Origin of the sequence: Amycolatopsis sp. SID8362, from assembly GCF_010550475.1 — a bacterium.
In the GTDB taxonomy this organism is placed as follows: Bacteria; Actinomycetota; Actinomycetes; order Mycobacteriales; family Pseudonocardiaceae; genus Amycolatopsis; species Amycolatopsis eburnea.
In genome coordinates, this window is record NZ_JAAGNB010000335.1 from 1 (window position 1) to 18,797 (window position 18,797).

The 18,797-nt window shown below is 70.7% G+C and carries 14 protein-coding genes; 4 read left to right on the forward strand and 10 right to left on the reverse strand.

The window, feature by feature from the left end:
* From G3I65_RS10860 to G3I65_RS10875, 4 genes are all read right to left on the reverse strand, one after another.
* The coding region (locus G3I65_RS10860) for a glycoside hydrolase family 3 protein (protein ID WP_160695987.1) at positions 1-901 on the reverse strand (901 nt) is incomplete at its 3' end.
* A 4-nt stretch (positions 902-905) separates the two neighbouring features.
* The gene (locus tag G3I65_RS10865) at positions 906-1,736 is read right to left on the reverse strand and encodes a carbohydrate ABC transporter permease (protein WP_160695988.1); all 831 of its coding nucleotides are present in this window, start codon (positions 1,734-1,736) and stop codon (positions 906-908) included.
* Positions 1,733-2,719 carry a carbohydrate ABC transporter permease gene (locus G3I65_RS10870; RefSeq protein WP_160695989.1) on the reverse strand — a complete coding sequence of 329 codons (987 nt, stop codon included), beginning with the start codon at positions 2,717-2,719 and terminating at the stop codon, positions 1,733-1,735. The genes G3I65_RS10865 and G3I65_RS10870 overlap by 4 nt, the downstream gene beginning before the upstream one ends.
* The gene (locus G3I65_RS10875; protein ID WP_160695990.1) at positions 2,716-4,017 is read right to left on the reverse strand and encodes a sugar ABC transporter substrate-binding protein; all 1,302 of its coding nucleotides are present in this window, start codon (positions 4,015-4,017) and stop codon (positions 2,716-2,718) included. The genes G3I65_RS10870 and G3I65_RS10875 overlap by 4 nt, the downstream gene beginning before the upstream one ends.
* 582 nt (positions 4,018-4,599) lie before the next feature.
* Between G3I65_RS10875 and G3I65_RS10880 the strand changes: the two genes are divergently transcribed.
* Positions 4,600-5,517 (forward strand): MFS transporter, encoded by a 918-nt coding sequence (locus tag G3I65_RS10880; protein WP_375336673.1) that lies wholly within the window; start codon positions 4,600-4,602, stop codon positions 5,515-5,517.
* Positions 5,518-5,524: 7 nt separating this feature from the next.
* Here G3I65_RS10880 and G3I65_RS10885 read toward each other — a convergent pair whose 3' ends face one another.
* Together G3I65_RS10885 and G3I65_RS10890 are read right to left on the reverse strand one after the other, a co-directional pair.
* Positions 5,525-7,627 carry a (Fe-S)-binding protein gene (locus tag G3I65_RS10885; protein ID WP_160695991.1) on the reverse strand — a complete coding sequence of 701 codons (2,103 nt, stop codon included), beginning with the start codon at positions 7,625-7,627 and terminating at the stop codon, positions 5,525-5,527.
* A gap of 31 nt (positions 7,628-7,658) precedes the next feature.
* Positions 7,659-8,078, reverse strand: coding sequence for a hypothetical protein (locus G3I65_RS10890; protein ID WP_160695992.1), 420 nt, complete (start codon positions 8,076-8,078; stop codon positions 7,659-7,661).
* A gap of 221 nt (positions 8,079-8,299) precedes the next feature.
* On the opposite strand from G3I65_RS10890, the gene G3I65_RS10895 reads away from it, so the two are divergent.
* Positions 8,300-8,962 carry a nitroreductase family protein gene (locus tag G3I65_RS10895; RefSeq protein ID WP_160695993.1) on the forward strand — a complete coding sequence of 221 codons (663 nt, stop codon included), beginning with the start codon at positions 8,300-8,302 and terminating at the stop codon, positions 8,960-8,962.
* On the opposite strand, the gene G3I65_RS10900 is transcribed toward G3I65_RS10895, so the two are convergent.
* From G3I65_RS10900 to G3I65_RS10910, 3 genes are all read right to left on the reverse strand, one after another.
* The gene (locus G3I65_RS10900) at positions 8,959-11,049 is read right to left on the reverse strand and encodes an EAL domain-containing protein (protein WP_160695994.1); all 2,091 of its coding nucleotides are present in this window, start codon (positions 11,047-11,049) and stop codon (positions 8,959-8,961) included. The two genes, G3I65_RS10895 and G3I65_RS10900, sit on opposite strands and share 4 nt — an antisense overlap.
* Before the next feature lie 89 nt (positions 11,050-11,138).
* Positions 11,139-12,230 (reverse strand): alpha/beta hydrolase, encoded by a 1,092-nt coding sequence (locus G3I65_RS10905; protein ID WP_160695995.1) that lies wholly within the window; start codon positions 12,228-12,230, stop codon positions 11,139-11,141.
* A gap of 71 nt (positions 12,231-12,301) precedes the next feature.
* Entirely contained in the window at positions 12,302-13,621 is a 1,320-nt protein-coding gene (locus G3I65_RS10910; RefSeq protein WP_160695996.1) for a cytochrome P450, read from the reverse strand.
* 77 nt (positions 13,622-13,698) lie between these two features.
* Between G3I65_RS10910 and G3I65_RS10915 the strand changes: the two genes are divergently transcribed.
* Positions 13,699-14,514 carry an SAM-dependent methyltransferase gene (locus tag G3I65_RS10915; protein WP_160695997.1) on the forward strand — a complete coding sequence of 272 codons (816 nt, stop codon included), beginning with the start codon at positions 13,699-13,701 and terminating at the stop codon, positions 14,512-14,514.
* Here the strand turns inward: G3I65_RS10915 and G3I65_RS10920 are convergent, their stop codons facing one another.
* Positions 14,515-17,424, reverse strand: a complete 2,910-nt coding sequence (locus G3I65_RS10920) for a glycoside hydrolase family 3 protein (protein ID WP_160695998.1) — start codon at positions 17,422-17,424, stop codon at positions 14,515-14,517. It abuts the gene before it with no gap.
* 345 nt (positions 17,425-17,769) lie between these two features.
* Between G3I65_RS10920 and G3I65_RS10925 the strand changes: the two genes are divergently transcribed.
* Positions 17,770-18,774: a LacI family DNA-binding transcriptional regulator gene (locus G3I65_RS10925; protein WP_160695999.1), complete on the forward strand. Its 1,005-nt coding sequence runs from the start codon at positions 17,770-17,772 to the stop codon at positions 18,772-18,774.
* The last annotated feature ends 23 nt before the right edge of the window (positions 18,775-18,797 follow it).

Below are 18,797 nucleotides of genomic sequence, written 5' to 3' on the forward strand. Positions count from 1 at the left end.
CGACGCACGCGTCCAAGTGCTCGGCCTCGAACGCCGCGCCACCCAGGCAGAGCGCGTCGGCGCCCGCGGCCAGGGCCCGCACGGCCGAGCGGCCGAGGCCGTCGTGCTTGCCGTACTCCCCCGAGACCGCGCCCATCTCCAGCGCGTCGGTGATGACCGCGCCGGTGAAGCCCAGCTCGCCGCGCAGGACGTCGGTGAGCGCGACGCGGTTGAGCGTCGCGGGCTCCTCGCCCCAGGCCTTGACGACCAGGTGGCCCGACATCACCGAGCGCACCCCCGCCTCGATCGCCGCGGCGAACGGGACCAGTTCGATCTCCCGCAGCTCGTACGGCGTCCGCGGCAGCACCGGCAGCGCCACGTGCGAGTCCTCGGTCGCGGCGCCGTGGCCCGGGAAGTGCTTGGCGCACGCCGCCACGCCGTACTTCTGCAGCCCCGTCACGAACGCCGCGACGTGCGGTGACGCCTTCGCCGGGTCGGACCCGAACGCCCGGACGCCGATGATCGGGTCCTCGGCCGCCAGGGTCAGGTCCGCGCACGGCGCCAGGTCGAGCGTCACGCCGCAGGCCGCGAGCCGTTCCCCGAGCGCGGCGGCGACCGCCGTGGTCAGCTCCGGGTCGTCGGCCGCGCCCAGCGCCAGCGGGCCCGGCACGAACGACCCGGTGTTCACGTCGAGGCGGGTGACGTCGCCGCCCTCCTCGTCGATCCCGACCACGACGCCGTCGCGCCCACCCCGCAGCTGCGCGGTGAGGGCGGCGACCTGCTCGTCGTCGACGACGTTGCGGCCGAACAGGACCACCCCACCGAGGCCGGCGGCGATCCGGCGGCGGAGCCAGTCCGGCGCGGTCGTCCCGGCGAACCCGGGCAGGAGGACGGCTTCGGCGAGCTTCTCCGGTGAACTCAACGCGCTACCCCTTCACAGCGCCGGCGGTCGCGCCGGACACCAGCTTGCGCTGCACGAGCAGGAAGAAGATCAGCGCCGGGACCGCGTAGATGACCGACGCGGCCATCACCCCGCCCCAGTCGGTGGCGAACGCCGTGCGGAACGACGCGAGCCACACCGGCAGGGTCTCCTTCGGCTTGTCCTGGATGAAGACCAGCGCGAACAGGTACTCGTTCCACGCGGTGATGAAGCTGAACACCGACGTGGTGACCAGTCCCGGCCCGAGCAGCGGCAGCGTCACCCGGCGGAACGCGCCGGTCTGGCTGCAGCCGTCGATCATCGCGGCCTCTTCCAGCTCGTACGGGATCCCGTTGACGAAGCCGTAGAGCATCCACACCGTGAACGGCAGCGTGGTGGCGAAGTAGATCAGCAGCAGCGACGGCAGCGTGTTGAGCAGCCCGGCGTCCCGCATCAGCAGGAACAGCGGGATGAACAGGGCCGACACCGGGGCCAGCTGCGCCACCATGACCAGCACCAGGAAGCCCTTGCGGCCGGTGAACCGCAGCCGCGAGAGCGGGATCGCCGCCAGCGTGCCGGCGACCAGCGCGCACAGCACCGACCCGACGGTGACGATCAGGCTGTTCATCAGGTACGTCGGGAAGTTGTCCTTGCCGAGCGCGGTGGCGAAGTTGCCGAACGAGAACGACGTCGGGATGAGGTCGTACTTCGGCGACAGGATCTCGCCGGGCGTCCGGAGCGAGGTGACGAACATCCAGTACGTCGGGAAGACGATCGCCAGCGCGACGAGCACGCCGACCACCGCGAGCACGATCCGCTGCGAGAGCGACTTCTTCACGACAGATCACCTTCCCGGGTCCGGGTGAGCAGCTGGATGTACCGGCCCGTGATGAGCGCGAGCACGATCAGCATCAGGGTCGCGATCGCGCCCGCCGCGCCGAAGTGGTTGCCCGCGATGCCCTTGAGGTACAGCACGACGGCCAGCGTGGTGCTCCCGCCGTCGGGGCCGCCCTCGCGGATCGCCCAGATCTGGGCGAAGGCGTTGAAGTCCCACAGCACCGACAGGAACGTCACCATCGTGGTGATCGGCCGGATCGCGGGCCAGGTGACCGCGCGGAACGTCTGCCACGCGCTGGCGCCGTCGATGCCGGCGGCCTCGTACTGCTCCCGCGAGACGCCGATGATGCCCGCGTACAGCGAGAAGGTCACGAACGGCACGGCCTGCCACACGATCAGCAGCCCGATCACGGCAAGCGTGCTGGGGCCGCTGGAGAACCACGAGAAGCCGATGAAGCCGTGGAAGCCCAGCCGGTCGAGGGTCTTGTTGAGGATGCCGTACTGCTGGTCGAAGATCCACTGGAACACGGTGGTCGTGGCGATCACCGGGGTGGCCCAGGCCAGCACCAGCGTCACCTGGACCATGATCCGCACGACCGGGCCGAGGTGGCGCATGAGCACCGCCAGCAGCAGCCCGCCCAGGATGGTGGCGGCCACGATGGCGGCGGTGAAGACCAGGGTCCGGAAGGTGACGGTCCAGAACTCCGGGTCCGAGAGCGTGTTCGTGTAGTTGTCGAAGCCGATCCAGACCGTCTTGCCGGAGACGAGCTGGCCGATGTCGAGCTTGCGGAAGCTGATCGCGAGCACCTGGACCAGCGGCCAGGCGAGCAGCACGAGGATCGCGGCGAGCGCGGGGAGGAGCAGCAGGTACGGGAGGACCCGGTCGCCGAACCGGCCCCGCTTGCGCTTCTTGGCCCCCGCGTCGCGCGGCGATGCCGGCGGGGTGGCCCCCGCCGGCATCGTCACGTTCGCGGTCGCTGTCATCCGCCGATGAGCTTGTTCAGCGCTGCGTTGGCGTCGGCGGTCGCCTGGTCGAGCGTCTTCTTGCCGGTCAGGTACGCGGTCAGCATGTCCTTGACCGGGTTCTGGCCGGACTCCACGTCACCCCACTTCGGGCTGGCCGGCACGGCCTTGCCGTTGGTGGAGGCCTTGGCCATGACGCTGCCCAGCGGGTCCTTGTCCAGGCCGGTCAGGTCGGTCGAGGTACCCGGCACGACGCCGGCGGCGGCGAGCTGGCCCTGGTACTTCGCGCTGGAGAGCAGCTTGATGTACTCCTTGGCCGCGGCCACGTTCTTGCTGTTGGCCGGGATCGCCAGGTTGGAGCCGCCCAGGAAGACCGGGGCGCTCTGGCCGGCGGTCTTGCTCGGGATCGCGAAGGCACCGGTCTTGGCGGTCAGGCTCGCGTCGGTCTTCGCCGCCGTCGCCAGCTCCCACGGGAGGCCGATCATCATGGCCACCTTGCCGGCGCCGTAGACGGTCGCCTGCTGCGGCTTGGCCTCGTCCGCGTCCTTCGGCGCCTTGGTGCCGGAGGTGTCGACGAGCTTCTTGTAGAACTCGAGGCCCGCCTTCGCGCCGGCGCTGTCCAGCGTCGCCTTGAAGTTCTTGCCGTCCGGCTGGGCGATGTCCCCGCCGTTGTCCCAGATGAAGGACAGCAGCGAGTACCAGTTCTGGCCCGGCAGGTAGAGGGCCTGGAAGTCGGGGTCGGAGCCGAACTTCGTCTTCAGCTTCGTGATCGCGTCGATCCACTCGTCGTTCGAGGTCGGCGGCTTGGCGATGCCGGCCTGTTCGAACATGTCCTTGCGGTAGATGACCTCACGGTTGGCCGCGTAGAACGGGACGCCGTAGGTCTTGCCGTCGTAGGTGCCCGAGTCGGCGAGGCCCTTCAGCCACTGCGCGCCGTTGAAGCTCTCCTTGTCGGCGGACAGGTCGGTCAGCACGCCGTCCTGCGAGGCGAACGCCGCGGTCTGCGTGTTGCCGATCTCGATCACGTCCGGCGGGGTGCCGCCGGCGAGCGCGGTGGTCAGCTTCTGCTGGATGCCGTCCCACTGCTGGATTTCGTACTTGACCTTGACCCCGGAGTGCGCGGCCTCGAACTCCTTGTTGAGCGCGTCGGTCAGGGTGGTCGGCGCGGACCCGGTCATCAGCCAGACCGTGACGTCGCCGCTGATCGCGGCGTTCCCGCTCGACGAGGCCGCGGTGTCCGATCCGCTGGAGCCCGCGCAGCCTGCGGTCGCGAGCGTGAATGCGGCGGCGCCCGCCGCCAGCTTGAGCCAGCGTTTCACTCGATGCCGTCCTTTCGATACCCGGCCGCCACGGCCAGGCTCCCCAAATGGTGTAGACCAATGTTGGGGTTAGAGTGGTACGTACCACAGGCCCTGTCAAGGCGGTTGCCGGAACGTTGTAAACCCACCGGGCACTCTGACGGGGAGTAGCCGGGCGGTCACCCCACTAACCCCGCAGCCGGGAGAAGTCGTCCGAATAGGAAGGTGTCCGGGCCGTTTTTCACCGCCTGGGCGCCGGAAAGCGGATTCGGCGCGCTCAAGGGGTACGACGAAAGCCGCGCCGGGCAAGGATTCCCGGATCAGCAGGCGCGATCAAGACGGCGTTTTCGCTGGTGGCACAGCGTGTCGACGGGCCGGGACACGCGCGGTGCGGCACACCGGCACCGGACCCCTGAATCCCCTCTTGACACCGGAGGCCCGGTCTCGCACCCTCTATTAACTAACTAGACCGTACATTGCCTGGACGTCAGGAGCTCTTCCCGTGACCGGATCGATGCCCCGCAAGGCGGCACTGGCCGCCTGGATCGGCAGCGCGCTCGAGTACTACGACTTCTTCATCTACGGCAGGCGGGCGCGAACTCGATGTCGCTGGAACACGCACCCGAGCGGCGCCGCGCGTACTTCACCAGCTTCACCCTCAGCGGCACGCAGGCCGGGCAGATCCTGGCCACCGCGATCTTCCTCCCGGTCGCCGCGCTCCCCCAGGACCAGCTGCTGACCTGGGGCTGGCGGGTGCCGTTCTGGTGCAGCGCGCTGGTTGTGGCCGTCGGCTTCGTGATCCGCCGCAAGCTCGACGAAACGCCGGTGTTCGAACGCACCGAGGTCGCCAAGCTGCCGGTGGCGGTGCTGTTCCGGGACCACTGGGCCGACGTCCTGCGGGTCATCGTCGCCGCGACGATCGCCTCGGTGAGCACGATCTTCACCGTCTACGCCCTCAGCTACGCGGTCAACACGATCGGCCTCGCGCGGACCCCGATGCTGTGGGTGGGCGTGCTCGCCAACGTCGTCGCGCTGGCCGCGATCCCGCTGCTGGCCGGGCTCGCCGACCGCGTCGGGCGCAAGCCGGTGTTCGTCGCCGGCTGCCTGGCCTGCGGGGTGCTGATCTTCCCGTACCTCTGGTCGATCTCGATCGGCTCGTACGCGCTGCTGTTCGTGCTCGGCATCCTGCTCTTCGGCGTCGCGTACTCCGGGGTCAACGGCGTCTGGCCGTCCCTCTACGGCGAGATGTTCGGCGCCCGCGTCCGCCTCTCGGGCATGGCGATCGGCACCCAGATCGGCTTCGCGGTCGCGGGCTTCGCCCCGAGCGTCGTGGCGGCGATCGGCTCGGGCAAGGCGGACTGGCTGGGCGTCGCGATCTTCACCGCGGCGGTGTGCCTGGTCGCGGCCGGTGCCGCGGCGACGGCGCGGGAGACCTACCGGGTGCCCACTTCCCAGCTGGGCGGCAAGGGGACCGCGACGCCGAAACCGTCCACAGTGGTCGCTTCCACTGTGGACGGCTGACGCGCGGTCAGACCTTCGGAGCCGAGCCGTCCGGCGTCTTCACCCGCTCCAGCAGCAGCTGCGCCACATCCCGGACGTCGACGTTCTCCGCCTTCTGCTCGCTCTGCCGCTGGACCAGGCCGTCGGTCAGCATCACGCGGCAGAACGGGCAGCCGGTCACGATCGTCTCCGCGTCGGTCGCGATCGCTTCGTCCACGCGCTCCAGGTTGATGCGCTTGCCGATCTGCTCCTCCATCCACATGCGCGCGCCGCCGGCACCGCAGCACAGGGCGCGGTCGGCGTGGCGGGGCATTTCCGTGAGCTGGGCGCCCGCCGCGCCGACCAGGTCGCGGGGCGGGGTGTAGACCTTGTTGTGGCGGCCCAGGTAGCAGGGGTCGTGGTAGGTGACCTTCGGGCCGTCCTCGGCGGCCTTCACCGGGGTCAGCTGGCCGCCGCGGACCAGGCGGTTGAGCAGCTGCGTGTGGTGGACCACCTCGTAGTGCCCGTACAGCTGCGGGTATTCGCGGCTGAGCGTGTTGAGGCAGTGCGGGCAGGTCGTGACGATCTTGCGCAGGCGCGGCTCGCGGCCCTCGAACACGGCGTTGAGCGTTTCGGCCGTCTGCTGGGCCATCATCTGGAACAGGAACTCGTTGCCCGCGCGCCGCGCCGGGTCGCCCGTGCAGGACTCCTCGTTGCCGAGCACGACGTAGTTCACGCCGGCGATGTGCAGCAGCTCGGCCGTGGCGCGGACGGTCTTGCGGGCCTGGTCGTCGAACGCGCCCGCGCAGCCGACCCAGAACACGTACTCGACGTCTTCGCCCAGCTCGCCGTCGAACACCGGGACGTCGAAGCCGAGGTCCTTCGTCCAGGCGAGCCGCTCGGAGTTGTTCTGGCCCCAGGGGTTGCCCTTGGTCTCCAGGTTCTTGAACAGCCCGCCCAGCTCGGTCGGGAACGCCGATTCGATCATCACCTGGTAGCGGCGCATGTCGACGATGTGGTCGACGTGCTCGATGTCCACCGGGCACTGCTCGACGCACGCGCCGCAGGTGGTGCACGACCACAGCACGTCCGGGTCGATGACACCGCCGTCGGCCTCGGGGCCGACCAGCGGGCGCGCCTCTTCGTGCTCGGTGCCCGCGAGGATGTAGGGCGCCTCCTCGAAGAGGTTGTCGCGCAGGTTCATGATGACGAGCTTGGGCGACAGCGGCTTCCCGGTGTTCCACGCGGGGCACTGCGACTGGCAGCGGCCGCACTCGGTGCACGTGGCGAAGTCGAGCATGCCCTTCCACGTGAAGTCGCCGATCTTGCCGCGGCCGAACGTGTCGTCTTCGCCCGGGTCCTCGAAGTCGATCGCGACGCCGCCGGACTCCATCGGCAGCAGCGGGCCGAGCGCGTCCGGCAGCCGCTTCGCCGAGACGTTGATCGGCGCGACGAAGATGTGCAGGTGCTTGGAGTAGAGCACGATGCTGAGGAAGACCAGCATGACGCCGATGTGCAGCAGCAGGCCGACGGTCTCGAGGACTTCGGTCGTCGAGTGGCCCAGCGGCTCCAGCAGGTTCCCGACGCCGAGGGAGACGTACGCGCCGTTGTCGTACGGGAAGTTGCCCGACGCCGAGGAGGCGCCGCGGAAGAAGAACATCGTCCAGACGACGTTGAAGATCATGAAAAGGATCAGCCACGCGCCGCCGGTGTGCGAGCCGTAGAAGCGCGACGCGCGGTCCTTGCGCTCCGGGGCGTTCCGGATCCGGATGACCGTGAACACGCCGAGCGAGACCGCCACCGCGACGGCGATGAAGTCCTGCAGGAAGCCGAGCACCGCCCAGTGGCCGATCCACGGGATCGCGAACTTCTCGTCGAACAGGGCGCCGTAGGCCTCGAGGTAGACCGAGGCCAGGATGACGAAGCCCCAGAACGTGAAGAAGTGCGCGGCGCCGGGCACCGACCACTTGAGCAGCTTGCGCTGGCCGAAGACTTCGCGGACCTGCGCGAAGAGGCGGGCGCCCAGTTCGTTCGACCGCTTCGTGTCGGGCTGGCCCGCCTTGATCAGCTGGTACAGGAAGGCCACGCGCTTGCCGGCGACGGCGAGGCCGACGACGGTCATGAGCAGGCCGAGGATGAGACGAACGAGCACGAGTCCTCCGCGTCGTGATGGAAGGACCGGCTCAGTGCGAGCCGGTGTAGTACCGGCACGCCTTGCACGCGTACCGCATCTTCGCGATCCGCCAGTGCCTCCGGTACAGATCGAGGTCGGCCGACCGGCGGACACCCAGGCGCTGGTAACGCCCCGGCCGCCGCCGTCCGGTTTCGTACTGCTCGGTCGCGCGGCCGAGGTGGGCGCGCCGCAGCACGCACCCCCGCGTCCGGCAGCGGCCGAGCGCGCCGCGGCAGAAGCGGTGCAGCAGCACGAGGTCACCGGTCAGTTCTTCGACCACGCCGTAGCCGGGGTGGTCGCCCGGCCCGGTGAGCCGCACCGGCAGCCCGCAGTACGCGCATTTGAGCGTGCACGGGAGGCAGCCGGTGAGGTGCCGGATCCGCAGTTCGCGCAGGTCTTCGGAGCCGGGTCCACGGACGCGCGACGCCATAGAGCCTCCTGGAGCGACTGTGATCGGCACCACTGTCTGCTACTGGAGGGTAATGAGGAGATCACTTCGCGCGACAGGTCCATTTGGCCTAGCTTCACTGCGCCGTTCAGCGTAAAAATCGTGGCAAGGCTGACCTTACTGTCCGTATACCGGACGCTCAACACCGCGAATCGTACGTCTGGCCCTGCTGCGACCCGCGTGTCCCCCGCCACACTCCGGACATGACCTACCACCCGGTCCCCTACCGGCCCGCCCGGCTGCCCGACGACGAAGCCCTCGCGCGGGCCGCCGCGCTGCGGCAGCGGATGGAAGCGCGGCGCTCGGTCCGGATGTTCTCCGCCGACCCGGTCCCCGAACGCGCGGTGCTCGACGCGATCGCGGTGGCGTCCACCGCGCCCAGCGGGGCGCACCAGCAGCCGTGGACGTTCGTCCTCGTCACCGATCCCGACGTGCGCCGCCGGCTCCGGGAAGCCGCCGAAGAGGAGGAGCGGATCTCCTACGACGGCCGCCTCGGCGAGGCGTGGCTCGACGCGCTGCGGCCGCTCGGCACGGACGCGGTGAAGCCGCACCTGACCGACGCGCCGTACCTGATCGTCGTGTTCCAGCAACGCTTCGCCCTCGACGACGACGGCGGCGTCCGCAAGCACTACTACGTCGACGAGTCGGTGGGCATCGCGGTCGGCATGCTGCTGACGGCGTTGCAGGTCGCCGGCCTGGCGGCGCTGACCCACACGCCGTCACCGATGCGCTTCCTCGGCGAGCTGCTCGGCCGCCCCCGCAACGAAAAGGCGTTCGCGGTGATCCCGGTCGGCTACCCGGCCGACGACTGCGTCGTCCCGGACCTGCGGCGCAAGTCCCTCGACGAAGTGCTCGTACGGATCTAAAGGCCGGCCGGCTCGGGGAACGCCGGGCCGGACAGGCGGTCCACGCCGCGCTCCCGCCACCACCGCACCTCGTCGGCGTCCGCCACCCCGGTGACGCCGACCACCGCGCCTGCCTCGTGGGCCGCCGCGATCAGCGCCGTCAGCGACGGCTCGACGAGCGGGTGGGTGCGCCGCTCCACCAGGCTCGGCGCGAGGCGGACCGCGCGCGCCGGGAACTCGGTCAGGCAGGTGACGTCGCCGACGCCGTGCAGCTCCGCTTGGACGCCGATTTCGGCCAGCACCTTGAGGTTGTCGGCCGCGTCGCCGGACTCCGCGAGCAGTGCCGCGGCCGGGAAGCCGGGCCGGATGGCGGCGGGAGCCAGTCCGGTCGACTCCAGCACCCCGCGGATCTCACCGACCAGCTCGGGGTCGGCGGCCTGCTGCGGCGTGAGTTCGACGGTGAGCGGCAGTTCGCTCCCGGACGCCAGCAGCCGGTCGGCCGCCGTGCGCAGGAGCCACGTGCCCAGCGGCAGGGCCAGCCCGGTTTCGGCCGCCAGCCGCAGGCACGTTTCGTGCGCCAGCACCCCTTCGGCCGGGTGGTTCCACCGCAGCCGGGCCTCAACACCCTGGACGGCTTCGTCGCCCGCGGACACCAGCGCCCGGAAGCAGACCTCGATCTCGCCGGTCTCCCAAGCGCCCGCCATCCCGGCGGCCAGGCCGAAGTCGTGCCGGTCGCGCCGGTCCAGCTCGCGGTCGAACAGGCCCCACTGGCTGCCCGTGCGCTGCACGCGCCGCAGCGTCAGGTCCGACGCGCGCAGCAGCTCCGCCGGCGTGACGTCGCGCGGCGGCCGGTGCACGACGCCGATGGCGGCCGACACCGCCACCCCGCGCCGTCCGTCGACGTACTCCGGCTCCGCCAGCTCGTGGGTGATGCGGCGGACCAGCGGCAGCACGCCCGGCGTCTCCGCGCCGTTCTGCACCAGCACGCCGAACTCGTCGCCGCCGAGCCGCGCGACGAGCGCCTTCTCGCCGTCGAAGATCGTCTTGAGCTTCGCCGCGACCCCGCGCAGCACGCGGTCGCCGAGCTCCTGGCCGAGGCCGCCGTTGATCCGGGAGAAGCCGTCGAGGTCGAGGTGGAACAGCGTGACCCCGCGGGCCGGGTCGGCGTCGCGGAGCAGGGTTTCCAGGCGGGTGCTGAAGAACTGGCGGTTCGGCAGCCCGGTGAGGACGTCGTGCAGGGCCTGGTGCGACAGCCGCCGCTGCAGCAGCGAGACCTCGGTGTCGTCGTCGACGATCGTGAGCAGCTGCCGGGGCGCGCCGACGGCGTCGCGGATGACCGACGCCGCGAACGTGGCCCACATCGGTTCGCCGTCCTTGCCGACCAGCCGCCGTCCGGTGCGCAGCCGGTGCAGCTTGCCCGCCACGAGGTCGCGGTAGCCGTCGCGCAACTGCTCGACGTCCTCGGGGTGCACCAGGTCGAACAGGCTCAGCGCGCCGATCTCGGCCGGCGTGCGGTTGAGCGTCTTGGCGAGCGCCGCGTTGGCCCGCAGCACGCGGCCGTCGAGCTCGGTGAGCGCGACGCCGCTGGCCGAGCCGGCGAAGACCTCTTCGAACTGCGCGCGCGTGATGACCTGCTTCTGCCGCGTCTCCTGCTCCACCTTCAGCAACGCGCGGCTCAAGCCCTCCTGGCGCTTCTGGATGTCCTCCCGCAGCATCTCGCCGTACCCCGCGCTCAGCGCCCCGAGCACGAGGACGACCCGCTCGGCGAGGCCGTCGACGCGGTGCAGTTCCGGCTCGCGCACCAGGGCCTTGCCGAGCACCTCCAGGCTGCGGCGCAAGCTGTCCGTGCCGACGCAGCGCAGCTCGACGAGCCTGCCGCCCGCGGTCGCGGCCGCGTCGAGGTCCGGCGGGTCGGCGGCGACGGCGTCGAAGAGCGTGGTGACGAGGTCACCCAGTTCACGCTCGATCTCCTCCGGCGTGTGCGGCAGGTACGCCGTGGTGCTGATCAGGTAGCTCCACTTGCGCGCGAGCGTGCCGAGCCGCCGCGCCGCTCGTTCGGCGGACGGCTTCTGCCGCGGGTGGTCACCACGGGGTTGGGGAGCAGTCACCTCAGCCTGTCCTGGGTTCGACGGACGCACTCCGGTCGGTGGGCCGATTTATCTTGGCGCGAAAAGGCGTCCGGCGCACGAAACAGCATTCATCCAATCGAGTGATAACCCTGCGGAGCGATCCCCAGGTCATCCTGCAACCACGAACGGGTGGCAGTGCGGTAATCCGCGGCGTTTTCGTGCAACGCAACGGAATGACCCGCACCCGGGAGGACGTACATCGACAACTTCGACGAATCGGGGTAATACGGCGCTTCCTGCGCGCGCAACACATCGGGGTGGGCGCAGTCACGCAGGGCGAGCAGGCCGCAGAAAAGCACGTCCTTTTCCCCCACCACCTGCAAAACCGGTGCGGTAATTCCCTTCGTCGCCGGAAGCACGATCCCGAACAGCGCGACCGTGCCCATCCCGGGCACCGAAACCTGGTCCTTGGTGGCTTCGTCCGCCGCGACCACCGCCGGGTCGGCGTCGCCGTCGGCGTAGAACAGCCCGGCACGCGCGCCCGGCTTCGTCGTGAAGTAGAGCGGATCGCTGCCGAGCTGCCCGAGCCGGCCGTCCAGCAGGGCAGGCTGCAGGCCGAGGGCCGCGCCGAGCGCGAGCACCGGCAGCGCGGGCAGGTGCGTGATGCCGGTGAGCACCACGCCGTCGACGTCGTGGTAGGTCGACGCCTCCACGGCGACGACCCCGGACCCGACCGAGTGCCCGACGATGACCACCTTCGCGAACGGTGTCCCGCCCACGCGGCCGGCGCGCAGGTGCCCGACCACCTCGTGCATCGACTCGGCCGCGGCCCAGACCGACAGCGGCAGGCTCAGCGGGTGGCTGCTGCGCCCGGCGCCGAGCTGGTCCGCGGCGAACGTCGCGTAGCCGTGGGCGGCCATGTCGCGCTGGTAGGAGTACCGCTGCGGGTCGTAGGGCAGGTCCCAGTACGCGCTGTTGTAGGTCCCGCCGTGCACGAGCAGCTGGACGGTGTCCGGCGCCTCGCCGGCGGGCAGGCACAGCCTGCCGTGCACGGTCGCGGGCGCGCCCGGCACCAGCGACGGCAGACCGGGCCCGGTGACCGGCAGATCCGTGTCGGTGCACGAGATCGCGGCGGCCTCGGCGGGGACCGCGGCGGTCAGCGAGGCGAGCAGGACGCCGCAGGCGCACAACGCGGACGTCAGCTTGACCGGCAGTCTCACGCCGTACTCCTCCGGATGGGGCGGGCCGTTCGGACCCGAGAACACTACACCCGGTAGTGGAACCGGCACCGTCAGGTTCGCGGCACCGGCGTCATCGGCAGGCGGTTCGGCTGCATCGTCGCCTTGAGCTGCGCGTACACCTTCTTGCCCGGCACCGGGACCAGGCGCCAGCGCGCTCCGATGGTCGCGGCCACGATGCCGATCTCCGTCGGCGCGAACACGTGCCCCGGGCACAACCGGGCGCCCGCGCCGAACGGGATGTACGCGCCCTTCGGCAGTTCCGCGGTGTGGCCGGGGGTCCAGCGGTCCGGGTCGAAGCGGTCCGGGTCCGGGAACCAGCGCGGGTCCCGGTGCAGCGTGTGCTGGCTGACCGCGACCTCGGTGCCGGCCGGGATCCGGACCCCGCCGAGCTCGACGTCCTCGCGGGCGCGGCGCATCAGGATCAGCGGCGGGGTGCGGCGGACGATCTCGTTGACGATCTGGTGCGTGTACACCAGGTCCGGCAGGTCTTCGAACCGCGCGGCCCGGCCCCCGAGGACGTCGTCGACCTCCGCGTGGAAGCGCCGTTCGACTTCCGGGTGCTGCCCCAGCTCGTGGAAGAACCAGGCCAGCGCCACGGCGGTGGTTTCCGCGCCGGTGGTGAGGATCGTGATGACCTCGTCGTGCACCTGGCGGTCGGACATGCCCTCGCCGGTGTCCTCGTCGCGGGCCAGCAGCAGCATCGAGAGCAGGTCGCCGTGGTCCGCGCCCTGTTCGCGGGCGGCGACGACGGTTTCGCCGATGACGTCCCGCAGGCGCGCGGCCGCGGCGTCGAACTTGCGGTTCGGCGGGATCGGCAGGCGCTCCACGAACTTCGGCGAGAAGGCCCGGACCAGCACGTACTTGAGCATGACCGGGATCGAGCGCTGGATCTCCGACAGCGCTTCGTCGCCGAGCGCGGTGGAGAACAGCGTCTGCCCGGCGATGGTCAGCACGAGATCCTGCATGCGCTGGTCGAACTCGACGACTTCGCCGGGCTGCCAGGACTTCGTCAGCTCGTCGGCCAGCTTCGTCATGGTGGTTTCGGCGTAGCCCGCGATCCGGGTGCGGCCGAACGCGGGCATGACGAGGCGGCGCTGGCGGCGGTTCAGCTCGCCGTTGGACGTGGCGAGCCCGTCGCCGAACAGCGGGCGCATCTTGTCGAAGACCAGGCCCTTGTCGAACTTGTCGGCGTCGGTGGCGAGCACCTGCCAGGCCAGCTCCGGCGTGGTGACGACGTGGACCGGCAGCGGGCCGAGGTGGAGTTTGACGACTTCTCCGTGCGCGGGCAGGGAAGTGAAGAGTTTCAGCGGGTCGCGCAGCAGCGGGACGGTGTGGCCGAGCACGGGCCAGCGACCGGGGACGTTCGTCATGGCCTCGTCTCCCTCGTGACCGCGCCAGCTTAACGCTAGACTCCGCGGCTCCGGAGTCCGCGAGGGTGGGAGGTCCTGTGACCGGGGAACTGAGCTGGGTACCGCCGGAGATCGACACCTCGGTGCCGAACCCGGCGCGGGTGTACGACTTCTGGCTCGACGGCGACCACAACTTCGCCGCGGACCGCGCCCTCGGCGAGCAGATCCTCAAGATCATGCCGGGCGTCCGCGACGCGGCCCGCCTCAACCGCGCGTTCCTGCGCCGCGCGGCGCGCTACCTGGTCGGCCAGGGCGTGCGGCAGTTCCTCGACATCGGCTCCGGCATCCCGACGGTGGGCAACCTGCACGAGATCGTCCAGCAGGCCGACCCGTCGTGCCGGGTGGTGTACGTCGACCGCGAGTCCGTCGCGGTCGCGCACAGCGAACTGCTGCTGCAGGACAACGACAACTGCCTCGTGCTGCAGGCGGACCTGCGCGACGTCAACGACGTCTTCGACGGCGCGGGCAAGCTGCTCGACCTCGACGAGCCGGTCGCGGTGTTCATGTTGCTGCTGCTGCACTTCGTCCCGGACTCGTGGGACCCGGCGAGCATCCTCGCCCGCTACCGCGACCGCCTCGCCCCGGGCAGCTTCCTGGCCGTCACGCACGTCGCGGCGGACTCGGAGTCCCAGCGCCTCGACGAGGCGGTCGAGATGTACCGGAGCAACCAGGACCAGCAGAACCAGCCGGTCCCCCGCACCCACGACGAGGTCCTCGCCTTCTTCGACGGCTTCGAAGTGGTGGACCCCGGCGTGGTCGGCTGCGCGATGTGGAAGCCGGAGGGCGCGGGGGACATGTCGGACGACCCGGCGATCAACGCGCTGCCGTACGCCGGGGTGGGCCGGAAACCCTGATCACCGCAGGGAGAACGTCGCCAGGTTGACCGGTCCGTCGAACGTCAGGTACACGTCGTGGCGGCCGGTCACCTCGGCCAGCGCGGCGGTCACCGTCGTGTACGCGTAACGATCACCCGTGGACGGCACCTGCGCCGTGCCCAGGACCGGACCGGTCGGGGAATCCAGGCGGACCGTGACTCGCGCAGGCTCCACTGTGGACAGCGACGCCGAGAACCGCGCCGGGCCGTTCAACGCGACGTCCCGGTAGGACACCCAGCTCCCGGCCACGGCCGCCACCGAGGTGCCCGACGTCTTCGCCGTGTCCGTCAGGGAAACACCGGAGTAGTCGTCGAAGTTCTCCGCCGGCGTCGTACGGCTCAGGTCACGGGGCAGCGTCCGCTCCCCCGGCACGTACACCCGCTGCGCCGCCGAAAGGTCAACAGCATTGCGGCCCACCGAGAACTCGCGGACCCCGGCCGCCACCACCGAACGGCCCCGCGAGACGTCCCACGCCGCCAGGTCCGCCACCGGGACCGAGAACTGGATCGTGCGTGTCTGGTGCGGGGAAAGCGTGACCCGCTCGAAGTCCCGCAGCCGCTGCACGCCCGAGTCCTTCGAGTACAGCTGGACGACATCGGTACCGGAACGCGTGCCGGTGTTCGTCACGTCGACGCTCACCCGCACCGCCGAACCCGCGAGCGAAGCACGCGGGGTGCCGTACCGGAAGCTCGTGTAGCTCAGGCCGTACCCGAAGGGGTACAACGGCTTCCCGCGGTAGTACTGGTACGTCATCCCGGTCTTGGAGATGTCGTAGTCGAGGATGCTCGGCAGCCCCTCGTCCGAGGCGTACCACGTCTGCGTCAGCCGTCCGCCCGGGTCGACGTCGCCGAACAGCACGTCCGCCACCGCGTGGCCGGTCTCCTGGCCGGCGTGGCTGGTCCACACGATCCCCGGCACGGACAGCGTGTCCCAGCCAGTTGTCGGGTAGCTGTTCTCGACCACGACCACGGTGTGCGGGTTGGCCTTCGCGACCGCTTCGATCAGCGCGCGCTGGGCGGGCGCCAGCTCGGTGCTCGTCCGGTCGTTCGCCTCGCGGCCGTTGATGAACGGCATGCTGCCCACCACGACGACGGCCGTGTCCGCGCCGCGGGCCGCGTCGACCGCCTCGGCGATGCCGCTGCGCAGCACCTCGCGGCCGAACTTGGTGGCGTGCGCGGCGTCCGGGGCGGAGATCGTCAGCGCCCCGTCGGCCCCGACGACCGCGAACCGGTTCGGGCCGAACCACGGCTCGGTCACCTCGTTGCCCGCGTACTCCAGGACGTAGCTGCCGTCCGGCTGCGGGTCGAGCTTCAGCTGCTGCTGCACGAACCACCCCGACGGCTGGTCGGCGTCGTTCACCAGCGCGCCGCCCGAGTAGCTCAGGAACTTGCCGTTCGCGGCGGCGCGCAGGGTGTTCTTGCCCGCGCCCCAGTCGTAGACGTCGAACGACTCCGCGGTGCCCGCGGTGGTCGCGCCCGCCGTCACCTTGCCCGCCGTCGCCGGGGCCGTCAGGTAGCGGCCCGTCGCGAGGTCCTTGAGCGCGACGCGGTCGACGCCTTCGGACGACGTCACCGCGGCCCGCTCGGCGATGGCCTGCTTCGGCGTCACGCGGTAGGGCATCGCGCCGCTGTACCAGTCCTCGTACAGCGTGTCCGAAAGCGGGCCGACGACCGCGACCTTCTTCGCCGCGGCCAGCGGCAGCGCGTTCCCGTTGTTGCGCAGCAGGACGACCTGCTCGTCGGCGGCCTTGCGGGCGAGCGCCTGGTGCGCCGGGGAGTTGATCACCGCGGGGGTGATCTTCGCGTACGGGTTGCGGCCGGGCGGGTCGAACTCGCCGAGCCGGAACCGCAGCGAAAGCAGGTGGCGGTCGGCCTTTTCGACGTCGGCCATGGTCAGCAGCCCGCGCTCGAGCGCCTCCTTGACCGCGGCGACGGTGATCGAGCCGTTGGTGTCGTTGTCGGTGAAGCTGTCGAGCCCCGCCTTGATCGCCGCCGCGTCCGCTTCGGCCTTGGTGGCGTAGTACTTCTCGGAGTTGACCAGGTTGGACGGTGCGCCGGCGTCGCTGACGACGGCGATGTCCTGGGGCGCCCACTTCCGCAGCGCGCCGCCGAGGTCCGGGCTCACGGTGTTCGGGCGCCCGTTGACCAGGTTGTACGACGGCATGACGGCGTTGGCCGCGCCGGCTTCCAGCGGGATCTTGAACGCCTGCTCGTCGTAGTCGTGCAGGATCTTCGGCGGTACCGAGGAGTTGCTGGTGTCGCGGGTGACCTCGTTGTTGTAGGCCAGGTAGTGCTTCAACGTCGGGGCGGCCTGCAGGTAGCGCGGGTCGTCGCCCTGGATGCCGCGGCCGTACGCGGTCGCGAGCGCGCCGGTGAGGTGCGGGTCCTCGGAATAGCCCTCTTCGTTGCGGCCCCAGCGCGGGTCGCGCAGCAGGTTGACGACCGGCGCCCACAGGTTGAGGCCCCACAGGGTCGGGTTCCGCGCGTTGAAGCCGCGCGCCTCCTGCCCGACCGCCGAGCCGACCTGCTTGACCAGCGCCGGGTCCCACGTCGAGGCCAGGCCGATCGCCTGCGGGAACACGGTGCCGTCCGCCTTCACGACCGCGCCGTTGTTGTCGTAGTCCGTCGACCACGCGACGCCGTGCAGGGCTTCGGTGCCGGTCTTGAACACGCCGATGCCGAGGCGCGGGATGGCGGGCTGGTACTGGTGCAGCAGCGAGATCTTCTCGTCGGGCGTCAACCGGGACAGCAGGTCGTCGATCCGCGCGGCCACCGGCAGCGCCGGGTCGCGGAACGGCGGTGGCGGCGCCGCGAGCGCCGGCGACGGGGCCAGCAGCAGGGTCGCGGTGACCACCGGGACGAGGGCGCGGCGGAACGGGGACAGGCGCACGGACGGCCTCCGGTTTCGTCGAATCGTTTCGACGGCGCGGCGCGGAACATTCGCGTCGAGGGTGGGATGCGGACGACTATTACAGCCGGGCGACGAGAAGGTCAAGAGGTGCTGGGCGCGCTCCCAGCGACTCCGGCGCGACGCCCGAATCTGGCCGCTGAGCTGCGCAAAGAACCGTCATCAGCGGCGTTCGACAGTTTCGACGAAGAACACCGTCGTCGAATGGGAATCGAATTGCGGGCAATCGCGAATCACGCTTGTGTTTCCGCCGGGTGTCGCTTACCTTCGTGCCATCGTCGATGCGCTTCGACAATGATCTCCCGCCCCGTCCCCAGGAGGCCGCCCGTGGTCACGATCAACGACGTCGCGAGCGCGGCGGGAGTGGCCCCCAGCACGGTGTCGTACGTGATCAGCGGCAAGCGCTCGATCTCGCCGAAGACCCGGCGGCTGGTCGAGGACAGCATCCGCAAGCTCGGCTACCACCCGCACGCCGGGGCGCGGGCCTTGGCCAGCAGCAAGACGAACGTGCTCGCGCTCGTCGTCCCGCTGCGGACCGACCTCAACGTCGCCGTGGTGATGGAGTTCGTCGCCTCGGCGGTCACCGCGGCCCGCGCGCACGACCACGATCTCCTGCTGCTCACCAAGGACGAGGGACCGGCCGCGCTGCAGCGGGTGGCGTCCTCGGCGATCGCCGACGCGCTGATGGTGATGGACGTCGAGACCGCCGACCCGCGGGTGCCGATGCTGCTCGCGCTCGACCTGCCGGTGGTGCTCATCGGCGTGCCCGACCACCCGGCCGGGCTGAGCTGCGTCGACCTCGACTTCACCGCCGCCGCCTCGGCGTGCGTCGCGCACCTGGCCGAGCTCGGGCACCGCTCGATCGGGCTGATCGGCCCCTCCCCCGCGGTCTACCGGCGCGGGACGAGCTACGCGACCCGGTTCCTGCGCGGCTTCGACGAAGCGGCGAAGACGCGTGAGGTGCGGGCCGCGAACCGGCCGTGCGCCCACTCCTACGAAGCGGTGAGCGCCTGCCTGGACGACCTGCTCGCCGCCGACCCGGACCTGACGGGCCTGGTCGTGCACAACGAGGCCGTCCTGCCCGGCCTGCTGGCGGACCTGCGCCACCGCGGCCTGCGCGTGCCCGAGGACATCTCGGTCATCGCGGTCTGCCCGGACAGCATGGCCGAACAGCACGCCGTCGCGCTGACCAACGTGGCCATCCCGGCCGAGGAGGTCGGCACGCAGGCCGTTGAGATGACGATGCGCCGGCTCGCCGGCCACACCACCCCGGAGGTCCGGCTGCTCGGGCCCCGCCTCACCCGGCGCGAGAGCACTTCCGCGCCGCGCTGATCTGGTTCTGCTCCACCGCCGAA

Coding starts and splice junctions, on each gene's coding strand:
- G3I65_RS10870 (WP_160695989.1), bottom strand. CDS start 2,719: ATGACAGCGACCGCGAACGTGACGATGCCGGCGGGGGCCACCCCGCCG.
- G3I65_RS10880 (WP_375336673.1), top strand. CDS start 4,600: ATGTCGCTGGAACACGCACCCGAGCGGCGCCGCGCGTACTTCACCAGC.
- G3I65_RS10890 (WP_160695992.1), bottom strand. CDS start 8,078: ATGGCGTCGCGCGTCCGTGGACCCGGCTCCGAAGACCTGCGCGAACTG.
- G3I65_RS10895 (WP_160695993.1), top strand. CDS start 8,300: ATGACCTACCACCCGGTCCCCTACCGGCCCGCCCGGCTGCCCGACGAC.
- G3I65_RS10910 (WP_160695996.1), bottom strand. CDS start 13,621: ATGACGAACGTCCCCGGTCGCTGGCCCGTGCTCGGCCACACCGTCCCG.